Source organism: Brevibacillus sp. HB1.4B (assembly GCF_013284285.1).
Lineage (GTDB): Bacteria > Bacillota > Bacilli > Brevibacillales > Brevibacillaceae > Brevibacillus > Brevibacillus porteri.
Genome location: NZ_JABSUT010000006.1, coordinates 56121 through 75118, shown reverse-complemented (window position 1 = coordinate 75118; position 18998 = coordinate 56121). Strand labels below are relative to the sequence as shown.

Sequence of the window (18998 nt, the reverse complement as noted above, 5' to 3'; positions counted from 1 at the left end):
CGAGTAAGGAGGATAATCGTGCTCGACTCTTCCCAAGATCGAAAGGTTTACGAAGGAATTCTCCTGCAACTTCATGAAATCATCCAGGAGCAAAACTTGCGGCCCGGGGACAAGCTGCCGTCTGAGCGAGAGCTGTCCGAGCAACTGGGAGCAGGTCGTTCTTCTGTACGTGAGGCTCTTCGGGCTCTGGAGTTGCTCGGACTCATTGAGACCCGACGCGGGGAAGGCACCTTCCTCAAGCATTACCGGCACAATCGGCTGATCGATATTCTTGGCTTTTTTATCCTACGGGATACCAAAACCAAGAAGGACTTGATCGAAATGCGCCGAATGCTAGAGCTGGATGCTGTCCGCTTAGCCTGTAGACGGGCGACTGACAAGCATTTTGATGAAATGGAACGCATCCTGGCCATTGCAGAGGAAAGAGTAGCAAGAGGCGAGGTACCTGCGGAGGAAGACTATCAGTTTCATCGCGTCATATGTCGCTCCAGCCGCAACTCGATTCTGCATCGCATCTGGACGCCTTTGGTTGAGTACAGCAACAGTATTCGTATTGAATCACTGTCGCGCGAAGGTAGAGCGAGTGCAGCACTCGTAGAGCATCGACAGATTATGGAAGCCATTCGCGAAGGCGATGTGAACGTCGCATTAGAGAGAATGAAAAAGCATTTGGAGAACAGCAAGCTTTAGTTTTCCCCCAATTTGCGAGGGGCGTTGGCGCTGTGATATGATGATGCAGACCTGTATTGGACGATTGAGGGGGAAGCCAGCATGTGGACGGTCATCTACATCGCTCCTAGCGCTAGAATTGCAGAACGGATACAGCAACGTTTGACAGATGAAGGGTTTTTGGTAAAGGTTCGCGAAGGTAAGGTCTCGAAGCAATACGAGATTCTCGTGCCGGAGAGCGAACTAAATGAAGTCCGAGATGTACTCGGCACGATCCTTCACTGATGAGAAAGGTGGGTGTACCTGTGCTTAAAGATCTTTTTGGGAAAAAGCGCAAATTCGCTACAGTTCCTTCAGAGACACTAGCACGTGTCCCAGCTTCCACCGACACTAGCAAGGAAGCGGGTACGAAAGAAAAGGAAGTCCCTGAGGGATTGATGAATAAATGCCCACATTGTGGGACGATTCACTACTCGAAGGATTTGGAGAAGAACTTGCGCGTCTGCAAAGGCTGTCAGTTCCACTACTCCATGTCCGCTCCAGAGCGTCTGCAAGCGCTTCTGGATGATGGGGTTCTAACAGAAGAATTTGATGCCAATTTGATTACAGCCAATCCACTCGGTTTTCCTGGTTATTTGGAAAAAATGGAGCAAGATATGGCCAACACCAATTTGAACGAGGCGATCATTACAGGAGAAGGTCTCCTAAGTGGAAACCGCATCGTGATTGGGGTCATGGATTCTCGTTTCCGTATGGCGAGTATGGGATCGGTCGTCGGGGAAAAAATCACGCGCGCAATTGAGCAAGCGATCGAACGGCGTTTGCCTTTCATTCTGTTCAGTGCATCTGGTGGAGCACGCATGCAAGAAGGTGTTTTGAGCCTGATGCAAATGGCGAAAACCAGCGCAGCTTTGTCTCGATTGGATCGCGAACGCTTGCTGTTTGTCTCGGTCATGACGAATCCTACATATGGTGGCGTATCAGCCAGCTTTTCTTCGTTGGGAGATTACAATATCGCAGAACCAGGAGCTATGATCGGTTTTGCTGGGCGTCGAGTCATTGAGCAAACGATCCGTCAGGAGTTGCCAAAAGACTTCCAAACAGCGGAATTCTTGTTAAAGAACGGGCAACTCGATATGGTGGTACACCGTAAGGATATGCGAAATACGCTGTCCAAACTGGTAGAGATGCACACGTCTCGGGAAGGAGTAGAAACATGGCAGGCGAGCTCTCCTTTGAAAAGCCATTAGTAGAATTACAAGATAAGATTAAGGAATTGCGCCGTTTTACTGAGGAAAAGGGAATTGATTTCTCTGACGAAATACAGCGTCTCGAACAAAAATCAAAAGAGCTTGCTGCGCAAATTTATGGCAATTTGACTCCATGGCAACGCGTACAGCTGGCTCGTCATCCGGAACGGCCAACGACTTTGGACTATATACAACTACTTTTTACCGATTTTATCGAGGTGCATGGAGACCGCTTGTTCGGAGACGACCATTCTATTGTGGGTGGAATTGCCAAGCTGGATGGGCGCCCGGTTACGATCATCGGTCACCAAAAAGGGAAAGACACAAAAGACAACATCAAGCGCAACTTCGGGATGGCTCACCCAGAGGGCTATCGAAAGGCCTTGCGTATTATGCAGCAGGCGGACAAGTTCGGACGGCCGATCATCTGCTTTATCAATACATCAGGGGCATATCCTGGAAAAGCGGCAGAAGAACGCGGTCAGAGCGAAGCGATTGCCCGCAATCTGCGTGAAATGGCGACATTTGGCGTGCCGATTATTTGTATCGTAATCGGGGAAGGTGGAAGCGGTGGAGCCTTGGCGATCAGCGTAGGTAACCGTATCTATATGTTGGAGAATTCCTATTACTCCGTGATTGCACCGGAGAGTGCCGCTGCGATTCTCTGGAGAGATTCCAGCTTGGGCATGCGTGCGGCGGAGACGATGAAAATTACGGCACCTGATTTGTTGGAATTAGGAGTCATTGACGGAATTATTGATGAACCATTCGGAGGAGCCCATCGTGATTTGATCGCGCAGGCAGGGATGGTCAAGGCGGTCATCACGGAACAACTAGAACAGCTGGGCCGTTTAACTCCAGATGAATTGATACAGGACCGCTACGAGAAGTTTAAACAGATCGGAGAATTCGCCTCCCTGTAAGAAACAGGGGGCGTTTTTTTCTTTTTTCTCCGAGGAAAATCTGCTACAATCGAAGTCGAATGAAAGAGTTATCAGAGCTTTCAAAAAGTATGGCACATATCTTTTGATTGTATAACAGATATGAGGAATTGAGTGATACAGCATGTTTCATACAAAGTATGGTACATACTGTTTCCGTTAAATGACATGCTAAAGACGATACGATTGGAGAGGTGGATTCCATGCGAAAACTTGCAGTTCTCACTAGCGGTGGAGATTCTCCTGGAATGAATGCCGCAGTCCGGGCGGCAGTGCGTCGTGCTCATTTTCACGAGGTACAAATGTTTGGGGTTTACCACGGATACGAAGGGCTGATGAGGGGAGATATCAAGGAGATGTCTCTGGGCTCTGTTGGGGATATTATCCAACGGGGAGGAACCATTCTCTACTCCGCTCGCAGTGAAGCGTTCAAGACGGAAGCCGGACAGCAAAAAGCAGTGGAGCAATTACGTGTTCATGGAATTGAGGGTCTGATTGTGATTGGGGGAGACGGGTCGTTTCGTGGTGCACAGAAGCTGACCGAAAAAGGCTTCCCGACCATTGGTGTACCGGGTACGATTGATAATGATATTCCGTGCACCGATTTCACGATTGGGTTTGATACGGCATTGAATACCGTTGTGGAAGCGATCGATAAAATCCGCGATACGGCCACCTCACATGAACGCACGTACATTATTGAAGTGATGGGGCGAGATGCTGGCGACCTGGCATTGTGGGCAGGGCTTGCAGCTGGTGCCGAGTCCATTATTATCCCGGAAGCGTCGCAGGAGATGGACGATATTATTGAGCGTCTGCATGCTGGACAACGCCGTGGCAAAAAGCATTCCATCATCATTGTGGCGGAAGGGGTAGGAAGTGCCGCTTCTTATGCCGAAGCGATTACGAAAGAGACAGGCTGGGAGACTCGCGTAACGGTACTGGGTCATATCCAGCGCGGTGGTTCCCCTACTGCGATGGACCGGATGCTTGCGAGCCGAATGGGTGCAGCAGCTGTCGATTTGTTGCTGGAAGGCAAGCAGGACCGAATGGTTGGGATTCAGAACAACCAGATCGTTGATGTCGATTTTCAAGAAGCATTGGCGACAAAGCATCAATTGGATTTATCTATTTATCAATTGGCGCGCACGCTATCTATATAAAACTGACAGTTTTCGGAGTGTAGAGGAGGCTTACATCCTATGTTAAGGAAAGCAAAAATCGTATGTACCATCGGACCGGCAAGTGAATCGGTTGAAACACTGAAAAAACTGATCGAAGCAGGAATGAACGTAGCGCGTTTGAATTTCTCGCACGGTTCCCATGAGGAGCATGCGGCGCGAATTGTAAACATTCGTCAGGCATCAAAAGAAACCGGAAAACCTGTTGCAATCCTGTTGGATACAAAAGGTCCTGAAATTCGCACGGGTACGCTTGCAGTAGATGCAGTCGAGCTCGTAGAAGGAAATACGTTGATCCTCACTATCGAGGAAGTAGCGGGTACTGCAGAGCGCGTCTCCATTACGTATCCGGAATTGCCTCGAGATGTAAAAATCGGCGATACAATCTTGATCGACGATGGCTTGATCGGGTTGACTGTACAAGAAGTAAGGGACACTGAAATCATCTGCTTGATCAAAAACGGTGGAACACTGAAGAGCAAAAAAGGCGTCAATGTTCCGGGAGTCAAAATCAACTTGCCAGGTATCACAGAAAAGGATGCACAGGATATCGAATTCGGTATTGAACAAGGAGTCGATTTCATTGCGGCTTCCTTCGTCCGAAAAGCATCGGATATCTTGGAGATTCGCAAAATCCTGGAGCGCCATAACGTGCGTATCGATATTATCGCGAAAATCGAAAACCAGGAAGGCGTCGATAACGTAGACGAAATTCTGGTAGTAACAGATGGAATCATGGTTGCGCGCGGTGATTTGGGCGTAGAGATTCCGGCAGAAGAAGTACCACTTGTTCAGAAGAAGCTGATCAAGAAGTGTAACGAGCTTGCGAAGCCAGTCATTACGGCGACACAAATGCTCGATTCCATGCAGCGCAACCCGCGCCCGACACGTGCGGAAGCGAGTGACGTTGCGAATGCCATTTTCGATGGTACAGACGCAATCATGCTCTCTGGAGAGACGGCTGCCGGTAAATACCCAGTTGAGTCTGTCGAGACCATGGTGCGCATCGCTGTACGTGCAGAGCAAGAGCTGAATTATCGCGAGATCTTGTACGCACAAGCACAGCTCAAACAAGTGACGATTACAGATGCCATCAGCCAAGCTGTATCCAATGCAGCACTGGATCTGGACGCAGCGGCAATCATTACTGCGACCGAAAGCGGACATACAGCTCGCATGGTATCAAAGTTCCGTCCAAAAGCACCAATCGTGGCTGTAACGCCGCATGAAGCGATTATTCGCCGTCTTGCACTCGTAAATGGCGTGTATCCGGTGAAGGGCGAAATGGCGAATACAACGGATGAAATGCTGGAGATGTCTGTCCAGGAGGCGCTTGATGCAGGCTTCGTTCGTCATGGCGATCTCGTTGTGATCACAGCAGGCGTACCTGTGCGTGAAGTTGGGACAACGAACCTGATGAAAATCCATGTCATTGGCGATGTGGTAGCAAAAGGACAAGGAATCGGCCGAAAAGTTGTCACAAACAAGGTAATTATTGCTAGATCTGCTGAAGAAGCGCTGGCAAAGGTAGAAGAAGGAGCAATTCTGGTAACCATCGGTACGGACTCCGATATGATTGAAGCGTTTGGCAAGGCTGGAGCGGTGATTTGCGAAGAGGGGGGACTTACCTCTCACGCAGCCATCGTAGGCTTGAATCTCGGCGTTCCAGTCATCGTAGGAGTGCAATTTGCTACGGATGTATTGAAGGACGGACAAATCGTAACGGTGGATTCTGAACGTGGGCATATTTACTCAGGACATGCCCGGATTCTGTAGGTAATACTATCCATCTTTAATGGAGAATGCCTCTGAAGGGTGACCAAGCGTCACCCTTTTTTGGCTTGGTGCAAAAAGGATTAGCCGACGAACTACCTGATAAGTTTTACCAGATAACGGTGATTATTAGGTGGTGCAAAGCGAGTGGGAATCTGTTAAAATCGGTCGGTGGCTTTGTGTCAGGACGGATTAAATCCATACGTTCGGCGTTTCCAAATCATGACAGAATGGGTGTTGTAGCGCTTGCTGCCAGGAAAAGGCTGAACATAAAACGGTTCTTCTGTACGTCCAATGTTCGGGATTTTGTGTCAAGTGTTTTTTTAGAGCGAACACAACATCTAGTATTGTCGAAAATTATTTCGCACAATATATAGGTAAAACTATTGAGTTTTACAGATAAAGATAGTTAAACTAGAGAGGAAAGATTCGAAGGAGGAACGATATGCTGGCGACCGAAACCGTATCCCGAACTCAATTTTTGCGGGATGAATTCTTAAATCAATATCCTGATTTTCCGATTCATATGAGTCCTCTGGGACAATTCGTTTACTACCGTACTTATTCTCGCTTTGTTCCGGAAAAAGGAAGACGCGAAACGTGGAAAGAAACTTGCCGCCGCTCGGTGGATTACAATATTAAGCTGGCTTATCAGCATTTGAACAAAATCGGATTGTACGCCGATTCTCGCGCAATGGAAAAAGAGGCAGAAGGATTGTTTGACAACATGTTCAACCTTCGCCAGTTTTTGTCTGGCCGTACCTTGTGGGTTGGTGGTGCAGACAACGGCGTAGCGGATTTGTATCCGTTGGCGAACTTCAACTGCTCCTTCCTGAACATCAAGTCTTGGGATGACTTGGGCGATTTGTTCTACCTTCTCTTGGTAGGAACTGGAGTAGGTTTCAAATGCACGAAGGAAATGGCTGCTGGACTGGGCCCGATTCGCACGAATGTTTCCCTGCTTTCTTCTGAATACAGACCGCTGCCAAAGCATCAACGCCTGGAGCGTTCTGAGCTGAATGTACTGGATAACGGCTTTGCCAAAATTTATGTGGGCGACAGTAAAGAAGGCTGGGTAGAATCCCTCCGTCTCTACCTGCAAATTTTGACAGATTCCACTTACGAACACATTCACACCGTGAAAATTTCTTATAACAGCGTGCGTCCGAAAGGCGAGCGACTGAAGCGTTTTGGTGGTACTGCTAGTGGTCATGAGCCGCTTCGCGAAATGTTTGAAGGAATTGATAAAGTGTTGAAAAACCAAATCGACCAGCATTTGGCATCCATCGAGAGTGATGAAAAAGGATACGGCAAAATCCGTCCGATACATATTCTCGACATCGGAAACCTCATCGGAGCAAACGTCGTAGTAGGTGGCGTGCGCCGTACAGCGGAAATTTTCCTGTTCGATCACGATGACTACGAGTGCATGCTGGCGAAATACGGCATCAACGGCTTCTGGACTGAGGATCAGCTGAACCATCACCGTCGTGTAGGCGAGTTGTTGGGAGAACACAAGCCTGTATGGTTTGACAGCATCCAAAATGTAGGAGACGGACGCAGCGGTCTGGATCACCGCCGTATGTCCAACAACTCCATCGCCTTTACTAAACAACCGACCAAGTCATTCTTGAACCTCGTGTTCACCTTGATGCAATTGGAAGGCGAACCAGGCTTCATCAACTTGGAAGAAGCAAATCGTCGTCGTCCAAATGCAGAGGGCTTGAACCCTTGTGCAGAAATCCTGCTCGATTCTTATGGCGTCTGCAACCTGACGACAGTCAATCTGGTTGAATTCGTGAAGGATCACGAGGATGGCTCCAAGTATCTGGATCTCGATGGCTTGCTGGAAGCACAACGCAAATCTGCTCGTGCCGGTCTGCGCATGACGCTGGTTACGTTGGAACTGCCACATTGGGATACCGTTCAACAGCGTGACCGTTTGCTCGGAACTTCCCTTACTGGTGTGAAGGATGCGCTGGCATCCCTGGGCTATACAGAAGAGCAAGAGCTCGAACTGCTGCGTCAGCTGGGCGATGCTGCTCGTGACGAGGCGAACCGTTATGCGTATGAGCTGCGTGTGAACTCTCCACTCTTGGTAACGACAGTGAAGCCGGAAGGTACGCTGTCTCAGGTAGCTGGTGGTGTCTCCAGCGGTCTGCACTGGTCCCATTCGCCATACTACATCCGCCGCATTCGCATCAATGCTGAGGATCCATTAGCAAAAGCGGTACAAACTCTCGGCTGGACAGTCAACCCAGAGGTAGGAACACCAGGCGAAACGTATGAAGAGCGCATGGCAAATGCACGTACACTCGTAATCGATTTCCCTGTAGCATCAGGCGCAGAAGAAACGAAGAACGAAGTAAGTGCAAAACGCCAATTCGATACGTACTTCCGTTTCCAGAAAGAATATACCGAGCACAACTCTTCGAACACCATTACGGTTCGCAAGGAAGAGTGGGTAGAAGTAGAAGACATCGTTTACGATAACTGGGATAATTTCGTAGGTGTATCCTTCTTGCAATTGGATGGCGGAAACTACCAATTGGCTCCATATGAAGAGTGCACCAAAGAACAGTACGAGGCAATGAAGCAGTCCATGAAGCCATTTGATCCTGCGATTTTGCAGCAGTATGAAACCGGCGGCGAGGCTGATCTGTCCACGGCTGAATCTTGCGAAGGCGGAGCTTGCCCGATTCGCTAAGCGATCCGAATAATGAAAGGCAGAGGTGGACTGAAAAAATCAGTTTGCCTCTGTTTTTTTATGTGGCTGTAGTGGGGAGAAGAATATTTCCAGTCTAGGCTCCAGGCTCCGTCCTGCTGGGGGCTGGGACTGCTCGCTCCGAAGGGATTCGCGGGGAAACGCAAAAGTGGTAGCCGCTACGTCGCGTGGGCACGGTTGCGTTTCTTTTGCCCGCGAATCCCTTCTCCGCTTGGTAGGACTCCACAAGTCGCTACGTCTGGAAATATTCTTCTCTGGCGTAACTGATCAGATTCTTCATTCTTTCAATTCTTTAAAAAACGATTAACACGGAAAGCTCGTAGAGGAAACAGGAGAAAAAAGCGAAGATCTTTGGTACACCGACCGAGACGTAATGCAAAAAGCGAAACAAGCCCTTAAGCGTCCACCTCTGAAATACATCTTGAGTGGACCACTTTGGATGCGGTTTCGCTTTTTGCATGGAGACGGGCAGTGAATCCCTCAGCGGGTGGGACAAGAAGCTGAGCGTTTTCTCCTGTTTCCTCCCCACCACTACAGCCACACAGGGTTACTATGGTACAATCATCCTATAGAGAAAGGAGCGATCTAAAATGACTCCCATTATTCATTCCCATCGATTGCGCGTCCGCTATGGCGAAACCGATCAGATGGGTGTGGTCTACCATACGAACTATTTGAACTGGTTTGAAGTAGGAAGAACAGAACTGATTCGCTATGCGGGGATCACCTATCGTGAGCTTGAGGAAAAAGGCGTACTTTTGCCTGTCACAGATGCGAACATCTCTTACAAACAGCCCGCCCGCTATGACGATGAGGTAGAAATACGGACACGTGTAAAAGAGATCAGTCCTGTCCGTCTCACTTTTTCTTACGAGATTGTTAGATGGCCTGACCAACAGCTGTTGGTGTCAGGAGAGACGATGCATGTATTTACCAACACAGCTTTGAGGCCGATTCGCTTGTCGCGAGCGGAGCCTGACATCTATGATTGGTTGGATTCCCAGCATAAAGGAGGGGAATAGGCATGTTCCGTTTTTTTGCCATTCTGTTTGTCGTCGCGTTTGGATTAGAGCTTTGGGGGCTTATTACCATTGGATCGTGGATCGGTGGTTGGAATACAGTCGTGCTGGTCATTCTCACGGGGATCTTGGGAGCTTGGCTAGCGAGGCAGCAGGGGATGCAAGTATTTCGGATGGTCCAACACCAGTTGGCGCGAGGGCAAATGCCTACGGATTCGCTCATCGATGGTGTTTTGATCTTGATCGGTGGCATTTTGCTCTTGTTGCCTGGATTCGTCACGGATGTGATTGGACTGGTCTTCCTCATTCCGTACACGCGGATGATTATTCGTCATCTGTTGAAGCGCTGGCTGTGGAACCTCATCTCGTCTGGTCGTGTTCAATTGTTTTTTCGCCGCTAATACAGCTATTCCCTATAAAAAAGAACCGCTACGAGCTGTGTGACATGCGCTCGCAAGCGGTTCTTTTTACATTGGGTCAGGTTTTCTTCCCACGGATGTAGCCCCATACATCTTCGAAGACGTTGGCTTTTACCAAAGCATTGATCATGACGAGTGAAACAGGTCCGATGATCAAGCCCAAGAATCCGAACAGCTGGAGGCCGACAAACAGTGCGACCAGCGTGAGGAGAGGATCGAGCCCGACGTTTTCCGCAACGACTTTTGGCTCGATAATTTGCCGGAAAATCAAGACGATCCCGTACAAAATGGACAAGCCGATCACCATCGAGTAATTGCCTTTGAAAAACATGTAGATGATCCAAGGAACGAAGACAGTCCCTGTCCCAAGATAAGGCAAGAGATCGACCAAGCCCGTGATCAAGCCAATCGTAATTGCGTATTCGACACGCATGAACAACAGACCAATAATCACGATGGCAGCAGTTAAGGAGATGAGAGTCAGCTGCGCCTTGACGAATCCGAACAAGGCATTGCGCAAATCGATAAAGATCTGATCGAGACGGCTGTTTACCCCTTTTGGCAAAAGACGGCGAGCCCGCGCTTCCCAGAGAGCAAAATCTTTGGAGATAAAGAAGGCACCCATGATGGAAATGACGGAAACTGTTGCCATATTCGGGAGTGAGACAAGCAGGTTTTTCAATCCATCCAGGAATTTGACGATCAAGTCCTGTCCGACATTCGTGATAGTCGAGATCGCACTGCCTACCGTACTGGTAAGCTTATCCTTATAACTTGGATCGAGCTGATCGTAAAACCACTGAATCTGATTGTAAATGCCCATCAAGAAATCTTGAGAAATCGTATTTTGCAAATAATGGGCTAGCTCCTGTGAAACGACTGGTAAACGTTTGGCCAGCTCTCCGATTTCCACGACCGTTTCCGTGATAATCAGTGTGACCACTCCGCCCGCGAGCAGCATCAAAACCAAGAGCGCGATAATGACAGAAAGCCAGCGTGGAATCCTGAACTTTCTAGTCATGAACGTAACTGGTTTGTTGATGACGAGCGCAATGATTAAAGCGATTATAAATGGGTACAGTAAGGGTGTTGCATGTTGGAATACCCAAATCCCTACATAGACAAGCAGACAAACCCATAACAAGCGAATGATTTGAAAGAGGCGCTCTACCCAGTTTTCCTGATTCAAACGATTTCTCCTTTCCGCCGCGAAAGTGCGAACAAATTACTGATGTTTCTATTATGCAGCATGCCTGATAGGTGGAGCAAGAATCGCGAAAAAACAAAACTCCGTTTCACCCTTCGAAACATTTTTTCGCCAACCTTATTCACAAAATCGCAATAATCTTTTATAATTGGGTCGTCTTAGTGGATTCTTTTCTCTCGCCTCTCCCCTTACACGAGCGTCATTTTCATGTACGACCTTGTGAGGATTTGCGTGGATACATTCCCTGTCAAGAGTGGTGGATGAAAGAAACCGCTGCTTACAATTGCATAGATAGGATGTTCAAAAAGAGTCGTCTTTTTTGAACGTGATCAGGTCGTTTATCAGTCATGGCGGACAAGCGAAGACTAGATAAGCACTACTACTTGAGTGGAAAAGGAGAGGGAGTTCTATGACAACTACTCGTGGACTTGAAGGCGTTGTTGCCGCTCAATCATCCATCTGTTCGATCGTCGATGGGGTTCTTTGCTATGGCGGGATCAACATCGATGAGCTGGCAGAACATGCAACTTTTGAAGAGGTTGTATATTTGCTCTGGCATGGAGCGTTACCGAAGCGTGATCAGCTAGACGCTTTGAAAAAACAATTGGGTGAAAATGCAGCAGTGGCCCAAGAAGTGCTGGAAAGCATTCGCCACTATCCAAAAGGCGTACACCCAATGGCGGCGTTGCGCACAGCTGTCTCTTCGCTAGCGCTCTACGACACAGAAGCGCAAGATATGTCTCCTGAAGCCAACTATCGGAAATCTATCCGTCTGATGGCACAAACTCCTACCTTGATCGCTGCTTACGAGCGTATGCGTAAAGGTCTGGAGCCAGTAGCTCCACGTGCAGATTTCACGATTGCACAAAACTTCCTCTACATGCTCACAGGCCAAGAGCCAACAGAAACGGCTGTTAAAGCATTTGACGTTGCTCTGATCCTGCATGCTGACCATGAGTTTAATGCATCTACATTCTCTGCTCGCGTATCTGTTGCGACTCTGACTGACATTTATTCCGGTATCGTGTCCGCAATCGGTACGCTCAAAGGCCCTCTGCATGGCGGCGCTAATGAAGCGGTAGCGAAAATGCTGAACGAAATCGGCGGAATGGCTAACGTAGAATCCTATATCCGCACCAAGCTGGATAACAAGGAAAAAATCATGGGCTTCGGACACCGTGTATACAAAGACGGTGACCCACGTGCGAAATGGCTGAAAGACATGTCCAAAGCACTGACCGCGCAAATCGGTCGCCCTGAGCTGTATGAGATGTCTGTGAAGATCGATGAAATGATTTCCGGCGAAAAAGGCTTGAAGCCAAACGTTGACTTCTACTCCGCATCTGTTTACATCTCACTCGGTCTTGAAACAGACCTGTTCACACCGATCTTTGCCATCAGCCGTATGTCCGGTTGGACGGCACACATCATGGAACAGTATGAAAATAATCGCCTGATCCGTCCTCGCGCGGATTACACCGGTCCGGTCAACCAACACTACGTTCCGATTGACCGCCGCTAAGAACTCGCTATTTTCGAGCGTGGAGGGCAGGTGGTCAGCCAGGCTGATCGCTCCTGAGCGCAAGCTTGAGAACTACCACAAGTGAGTGGTAGTTCTCCTACGTCTGGAAATATTCATAATCACCTAATATATATAACACTGGAGGGATTTTTTGTGTTTAAAAACCTGACGCAACCAACTGTAGGCGAAAAAATTACTGTGGATAACGGTAAATTGGTAGTTCCAAACAATCCGATCATTCCTTTCATCGAGGGTGACGGTACTGGCCCTGATATCTGGAAAGCTTCCGTTCGCGCTCTGGATGCAGCTGTAGAAAAAGCTTACAAAGGCGAGAAGAAAATCGCTTGGTTCGAAGTATTCGCAGGTGAAAAATCCTTCAACCAATACAACGAGTGGCTGCCAGAAGATACGCTGACTGCTGTTCGTGAATACCTGATCGCAATCAAAGGTCCTTTGACTACACCAGTAGGTGGCGGTATCCGTTCCATCAACGTAGCACTGCGTCAAGAGCTGGATCTGTATGCTTGCGTACGTCCTGTTCAATACTTCGATGGTGTTCCATCCCCAGTGAAACATCCTGAATTGACTGACATGGTAATCTTCCGCGAGAACACTGAAGACATCTACGCTGGCGTAGAGTGGGCTGAAGGTACTCCAGAAGTGAAAAAAGTGATCGACTTCCTGCAAAACGAAATGGGCGTGAAGAAAATCCGCTTCCCAGAAACTTCTGGTATCGGTATCAAGCCTGTTTCCAAAGATGGTACAGAACGTCTGGTTCGTGCAGCGATCGACTACGCGATCGAAAACAAGCGCAAATCTGTTACCCTCGTGCACAAAGGCAACATCATGAAGTTCACAGAAGGTGCTTTCAAAAGCTGGGGATATGCACTGGCTGAAGCAGAATACGGCGACAAAGTGTTCACTTGGGCTCAATACGATCGCATCAAAGCTGAAGGCGGCGACGCTGACAAAGCACAAAAAGAAGCAGAAGCAGCTGGCAAAATCATCGTGAAAGATGTTATCGCTGACGCGTTCCTGCAACAAATCCTGACTCGTCCAGCTGAGTACGATGTAGTAGCAACACTCAACCTGAACGGTGACTATGTATCTGACGCACTGGCTGCACAAGTAGGCGGTATCGGTATCGCTCCAGGTGCAAACATCAACTACCTGACTGGCCATGCGATCTTCGAAGCAACTCATGGTACAGCTCCAAAATACGCTGGTTTGGATAAAGTAAACCCATCCTCCGTGATCCTGTCCGGAGAAATGATGCTGCGTCACCTGGGCTGGAACGAAGCAGCTGACCTGATCATCAACTCCATGGAAAAAACCATCTCCGCGAAAACAGTAACATACGATTTCGCTCGTTTGATGGAAGGCGCACAAGAACTGAAATGCTCCGAGTTTGCTGACGCTCTGATTCAAAACATGTAAGATAGATTTGGGTACAAATTTTTACACTTACATTTTTGGAGGGGAATAGTTCATGGCATTCAACCGTAAAAAAATCGCTGTTATCGGTAGTGGCTTCACTGGTGCAACAACTGCATTCATTTTGGGGCAAAAAGAGCTGGGCGACATAGTATTGGTTGACATTCCGCAACTGGAAAACCCAACAAAAGGTAAAGCACTCGACATGATGGAATCCTCACCAGTATTAGGCTTTGATGCAAGCATCACAGGTACTGCGAACTATGAAGACATCAAAGATGCTGATCTCGTCATCATCACAGCAGGTATTGCCCGCAAGCCTGGCATGTCCCGCGATGACCTGGTTAACACCAATGCTGGCATTATGAAATCTGTTGCAGAGCAAGTAAAAACATATGCACCTAACTCTATCGTGCTCGTACTATCCAACCCAGTTGACGCGATGACGTACACCTTCTTCAAAACGTCCGGCTTTCCGAAAGAACGCGTAATCGGTCAATCCGGCGTTCTGGATACGGCTCGTTTCCGTACCTTCGTGGCTATGGAGTTGAACGTATCTGTAGAAGACGTAACAGGCTTCGTTTTGGGTGGTCACGGTGATGACATGGTTCCATTGGTTCGCTACTCTTATGCTGGTGGTATCCCATTGGAAAAATTAATCCCGAAAGACCGTCTGGATGCCATCGTAGAGCGTACCCGCAAGGGCGGCGGCGAGATCGTAAACCTTTTGGGGAACGGTTCCGCTTACTACGCACCTGCGGCTTCCTTGGTACAAATGGCTGAAGCCATCATCAAGGACAAAAAACGCATTTTGCCATCCATCGCTCTTCTGCAAGGAGAGTACGGCTACAATGATCTTTACCTGGGGGTACCGACTCTGCTCGGCGCAAACGGGATCGAGAAAATCATCGAATTGGATTTGACTGCCGAAGAGAAAGCAGCTCTCGACAAATCTGCTGACTCTGTACGCAGCGTCATGGCTGTTTTGAAATAAGATCCATACATGTAAGACGCCTTTCTTTGGGAAGGCGTCTTTTTTGCTTGATAAAGTGGCTCTAGTGGGGGAAGAAGCGAATTCCCAGTCTACGCTTCGGCCTACGCCCTGCAAAGGGGATTGACTGTCCGCTCCAGAGGCGCTTGGCCTGGAAATTCGCTTCTTCTACGCAGCTTTTTCTTTATCTTAAAGTAGAATCTAAGAAGTGCCTTCAAAAGCTCCGCTGTGTTGACTTGCAAAACGTACTAAAAGCACGAAATACATCCACAGCTGTACGAAAGCACTGTCACATGTTTGAAAGGAGACCGCCCGAACGAAGAGAGGATACAGGCGACTGGAAAACATGTGGCAGGGCTTCTCCCGACCATTACAGCCAGAAGACCTTTTTCATGTAGATACCTTTACCTAAAAGCGGAATACTATTGCCAAGCAATAAGTTCTATATGCCCTTTCAGCATGTCTTTACAAAAAAATTACTTGTTTTCCGCAATGAGCCTTGGCAGACTGAGTATTGTAGAGAGAAGCATTTTTCAGGGGACGTAGGTTAGAAAATCGAGCGCAAGCATTGCAACGCTAGGGGGAAACAGACAGATGATCAAAGTATTGGTAGTGGATGACGAAGCTTCCATTGTAAAGCTATTGCAATTTAATCTTGAAAAATCAGGTTTTCAGGTCGTGACTGCTTTTGACGGTAAACAGGCCTTGGACATGGTCAAGAGCGAGCAGCCTGATTTTATCATTCTTGATTTGATGCTTCCCAAGATGGATGGAATGGATGTATGCAAAACCTTGCGCCAGGAACGCAATAATACCCCGATCTTGATGCTTACAGCGAAAGATGATGAGCTCGACAAGATTTTGGGGCTTGAGCTTGGTGCTGATGATTATTTGACAAAGCCTTTTAGCCCGAGAGAAGTAATTGCCCGCGTGAAGGCCATCCTGCGGCGGTTTCAGACCACACCAGAAGCGACTACAGCGCCTCAAGATGTGTTGCTCCAATTTGGGGATATTCGCATCTATCCGGAGAAATACGAGGTGTTTTGTAAAGACGTGAAGGTTGAGCTGACGCCAAAGGAATTCGAGCTGCTTAACTATTTAGCGAGCCACCAAGGGCGTGTACTGACGCGCGATCAATTGTTGAATGCTGTTTGGAACTACGATTTCATCGGGGATTCTCGAATTGTAGACGTGCATGTCAGTCATTTGCGCGAAAAGCTTGAGGATGACACGAAGAACCCGAAATACATCAAAACAGTTCGCGGATTAGGATACAAATTGGAAGGATAACGGAGGATTTACCTTGACTCGCTTTCGAATCAAACTCACTTTGACTATTTTGGGTTTAATCTCTCTCGTACTATTGGTAATGGGGATGTATTTTGCCAAAGTGCTGGAGAATTCCTACCTCCAATCACTGAATGAGCTATTGTCCCGCGAGTCGAAGCTCATCTCTCAGGCGGTCCGTTTCCCGAACGTCTTTACCGATAAAGCGACGTTAGCGGATCGGGTCACACAAGTAGCGCCAACGGATGAAGTACGGATTACCATTATCGACAAGGATGGTCAGGTGATGTACGACAACTCCTCCCACTCGGAAGAGATGGAAAACCATCATGATCGACCGGAGATGATGGCAGCGTTAAAAGGAGAAACAGGAATTTCCCGCCGTTTCAGTGAGACGCTCGGCTATGACATGATGTACGTTGCAGTGCCTGTTGAACTGAACAACGAAATATTCGGTGTTGTTCGTTCAGCGATGTCGATGAAAGATATTACCGATACGATCCACAAGATGTGGTACAGCTTGCTCACCGGTTTATTGGTTACTTTGGTAGTCGGATCGATTGTCGTTTCCCGCATTTCCTTTTCCATTATTCGTCCGATCGAGGAGATCACCCGGGTAGCCCGCAACATTACACAGCGCCAATACGAGAGCCGTGTGAGAATCAAAGCAAAGGATGAGATTGGTCAGCTTGCAGGAGCGATCAACTTCATGGCATCGAGCCTGGAGCAGCAGATGTACGAAATCTCGGAGAATCAGCAGCGCCTAGCAGGTGTTCTGACCAATATGACGAGTGGCGTGATCTTCATTTCTGAGCAACGTAGGATCATGCTGGTCAATCCCGCCGTTGAAAAGCTGTTGGGGACTGCTGGACATGAGATCGTAGGGAAGCTGCATATCGAGGCAGGCAAGAGCTTTGGGCTCAGCCAATACATCGACAGGTGTCTCGACAGAAGCGAGAAGTTCCGCCAAGAGGTACACATCTATTACCCGCAGGAACGCATCCTTGACGTGAATTTTGCTCCCTATATTAACTTCAAGGGGGAGTCGAGGGGTGTAGTCGTGGTGCTGCATGACATCACCGACATTCGCCGCTTGGAGAAGATGCGCAGTGATTTTGTGGCTAACGTATCGCATGAGCTACGCACGCCGATTACCTCGATCAAGGGCTTCACGGAGACCTTGCTTGAAGGGGCGATGCAGGACGAGGAAACATGTCGCAACTTCCTGCAAATCATCTCAGATGAGAGCGAGCGACTCTACCGGATGATCCGCGATATTTTAGACCTGTCCAAAATCGAGCAGAAGCGAATCCCCTTGCATCTGAGTCAGGTTCACTTGCAGGATTTGATCAGTTCGGCAGTTGCCATCATGCATGACCAGGCACAGCGCAAGGAATTGACGATCACACTCCCTTCACCGAAGCCAGATATTTGGTTGATGACAGATAAGGATTGCTTGCAGCAGATCATCTTGAATCTGTTGACGAATGCGATCGCCTATACGCAAGAAGGTGGGAAGATCAACGTTAAGACACAGGCAGACAGCGAAAACATCACCATTCAAGTTATGGATACTGGGATCGGCATTCCGGAAAAGGATCTCACGCGTATCTTTGAGCGGTTTTATCGCGTAGACAAGGCGCGTAGCCGCGATTCAGGTGGAACAGGTTTGGGCCTCGCAATTGTGAAGCATCTCGTGGAAAATTTGCACGGACATATCAGTGTGGAGAGCAAGGAAGGAAGAGGGACAACCTTCTCAGTTACACTTCCCCTTACCTAAAAAGCTGCTGCAAAAACATTTACACAAACAAAATAGTAGCTTTACTTCTACAATACAATCGCCTTGTACCATTTGACATGTCAGACACTAGAAGGGGGAAGAGGGAAATGTCACGGCACGCTTTTGAAGAACAGCAGGATGTACTGCACCGCAAGCTCATGACGATGGGCACATTGGTGGAAGAAGCTATTCATAAATCCATTAAGAGTCTGGTTGAGCGGGATGCTGAACTGGCTGAACAGGTTATCGCAAACGATCCTGTGATCAATGAGTTGGAGCAAGAAATACAGAGCGATTGCTTCCGTCTCATTGCATTGCAGCAGCCAGTCGGAGGTGACTTGCGACGCTTGGGAACCATGTTGAAGCTGGTGACGGATTTGGAGCGAATGGGTGATCATGCCGTTTCCATTGCGAAGACGACCCGGCGCTTGATGGCGGACCCGTACGTGAAACCCCTCATCGACATTCCGATGATGGCTGATCACGTCAAGGCTATGGTGCGCGATTGCTTAAATGCGTATATTGCACGCAATAAAGAAGCGGCAGAAGAGATTGCTGCACGCGACGACATTGTTGATAAACTGTACTCCACGATTTTCCATGATCTGATTGAATTGATGACGAAAAACAGTCAGGCCATTTCGCAAGGAACGCATTTGCTCTTGGTCGCGCAATATTTGGAACGGATTGCCGATCATGTTACGAACATCTGCGAATGGATTATTTATATGTCGACTGGTAAAATGACGGATTTGAATAAATAATACCCGCATGACAAAAAGCCGCCGTGAGCTATGAAT

At 48.3% G+C, this 18998-nt stretch carries 16 protein-coding genes; 15 read left to right on the top strand and 1 reads right to left on the bottom strand.

The window, feature by feature from the left end:
- The first annotated feature begins 18 nt into the window (after positions 1-18).
- The 9 genes from HP398_RS31390 (at position 19) to HP398_RS16060 (ending at position 9959) form a co-directional block, all read left to right on the top strand.
- Positions 19-690, top strand: coding sequence for a FadR/GntR family transcriptional regulator (locus HP398_RS31390; protein WP_012685105.1), 672 nt, complete (start codon positions 19-21; stop codon positions 688-690).
- A gap of 81 nt (positions 691-771) precedes the next feature.
- On the top strand, positions 772-954 hold the full coding sequence (locus HP398_RS16095) for a hypothetical protein (RefSeq protein ID WP_007725347.1): 183 nt from the start codon (positions 772-774) through the stop codon (positions 952-954).
- Between the two features lie 20 nt (positions 955-974).
- Positions 975-1919, top strand: a complete 945-nt coding sequence (gene accD, locus HP398_RS16090) for an acetyl-CoA carboxylase, carboxyltransferase subunit beta (RefSeq protein WP_017250747.1) — start codon at positions 975-977, stop codon at positions 1917-1919.
- Positions 1886-2842, top strand: a complete 957-nt coding sequence (accA, locus tag HP398_RS16085; protein ID WP_017250748.1) for an acetyl-CoA carboxylase carboxyl transferase subunit alpha — start codon at positions 1886-1888, stop codon at positions 2840-2842. The genes accD and accA overlap by 34 nt, the downstream gene beginning before the upstream one ends.
- Before the next feature lie 221 nt (positions 2843-3063).
- Positions 3064-4023, top strand: coding sequence for a 6-phosphofructokinase (gene pfkA, locus HP398_RS16080; RefSeq protein ID WP_017250749.1), 960 nt, complete (start codon positions 3064-3066; stop codon positions 4021-4023).
- Positions 4024-4062: 39 nt separating this feature from the next.
- Positions 4063-5817 (top strand): pyruvate kinase, encoded by a 1755-nt coding sequence (gene pyk / locus HP398_RS16075; RefSeq protein WP_017250750.1) that lies wholly within the window; start codon positions 4063-4065, stop codon positions 5815-5817.
- Positions 5818-6259: 442 nt separating this feature from the next.
- Complete coding sequence (gene nrdJ / locus HP398_RS16070; RefSeq protein ID WP_173623104.1) at positions 6260-8521, top strand: ribonucleoside-triphosphate reductase, adenosylcobalamin-dependent; 2262 nt, start codon at positions 6260-6262, stop codon at positions 8519-8521.
- Between the two features lie 608 nt (positions 8522-9129).
- The gene (locus tag HP398_RS16065) at positions 9130-9561 is read left to right on the top strand and encodes an acyl-CoA thioesterase (protein WP_069846058.1); all 432 of its coding nucleotides are present in this window, start codon (positions 9130-9132) and stop codon (positions 9559-9561) included.
- A gap of 2 nt (positions 9562-9563) precedes the next feature.
- The gene (locus HP398_RS16060; RefSeq protein ID WP_069846055.1) at positions 9564-9959 is read left to right on the top strand and encodes an FxsA family protein; all 396 of its coding nucleotides are present in this window, start codon (positions 9564-9566) and stop codon (positions 9957-9959) included.
- 76 nt (positions 9960-10035) lie between these two features.
- On the opposite strand, the gene ytvI is transcribed toward HP398_RS16060, so the two are convergent.
- Positions 10036-11166, bottom strand: a complete 1131-nt coding sequence (gene ytvI, locus HP398_RS16055) for a sporulation integral membrane protein YtvI (protein ID WP_069846052.1) — start codon at positions 11164-11166, stop codon at positions 10036-10038.
- Positions 11167-11593: 427 nt separating this feature from the next.
- Between ytvI and citZ the strand changes: the two genes are divergently transcribed.
- The 6 genes from citZ to phoU all read left to right on the top strand — a co-directional run bounded on the left by citZ (position 11594) and on the right by phoU (position 18962).
- Positions 11594-12706, top strand: coding sequence for a citrate synthase (gene citZ, locus HP398_RS16050; RefSeq protein WP_017250756.1), 1113 nt, complete (start codon positions 11594-11596; stop codon positions 12704-12706).
- 153 nt (positions 12707-12859) lie between these two features.
- Positions 12860-14143, top strand: a complete 1284-nt coding sequence (gene icd, locus HP398_RS16045; protein ID WP_017250757.1) for an NADP-dependent isocitrate dehydrogenase — start codon at positions 12860-12862, stop codon at positions 14141-14143.
- A 52-nt stretch (positions 14144-14195) separates the two neighbouring features.
- Entirely contained in the window at positions 14196-15134 is a 939-nt protein-coding gene (gene mdh / locus HP398_RS16040; protein WP_017250758.1) for a malate dehydrogenase, read from the top strand.
- Between the two features lie 591 nt (positions 15135-15725).
- The gene (locus HP398_RS16035; RefSeq protein WP_017250759.1) at positions 15726-16421 is read left to right on the top strand and encodes a response regulator transcription factor; all 696 of its coding nucleotides are present in this window, start codon (positions 15726-15728) and stop codon (positions 16419-16421) included.
- Between the two features lie 13 nt (positions 16422-16434).
- A complete protein-coding gene (gene pnpS / locus HP398_RS16030) occupies positions 16435-18198 on the top strand; it encodes a two-component system histidine kinase PnpS (protein ID WP_017250760.1) in 1764 nt (587 codons plus the stop codon).
- 107 nt (positions 18199-18305) lie between these two features.
- On the top strand, positions 18306-18962 hold the full coding sequence (phoU, locus tag HP398_RS16025) for a phosphate signaling complex protein PhoU (protein ID WP_144617167.1): 657 nt from the start codon (positions 18306-18308) through the stop codon (positions 18960-18962).
- Positions 18963-18998 lie beyond the last annotated feature (36 nt).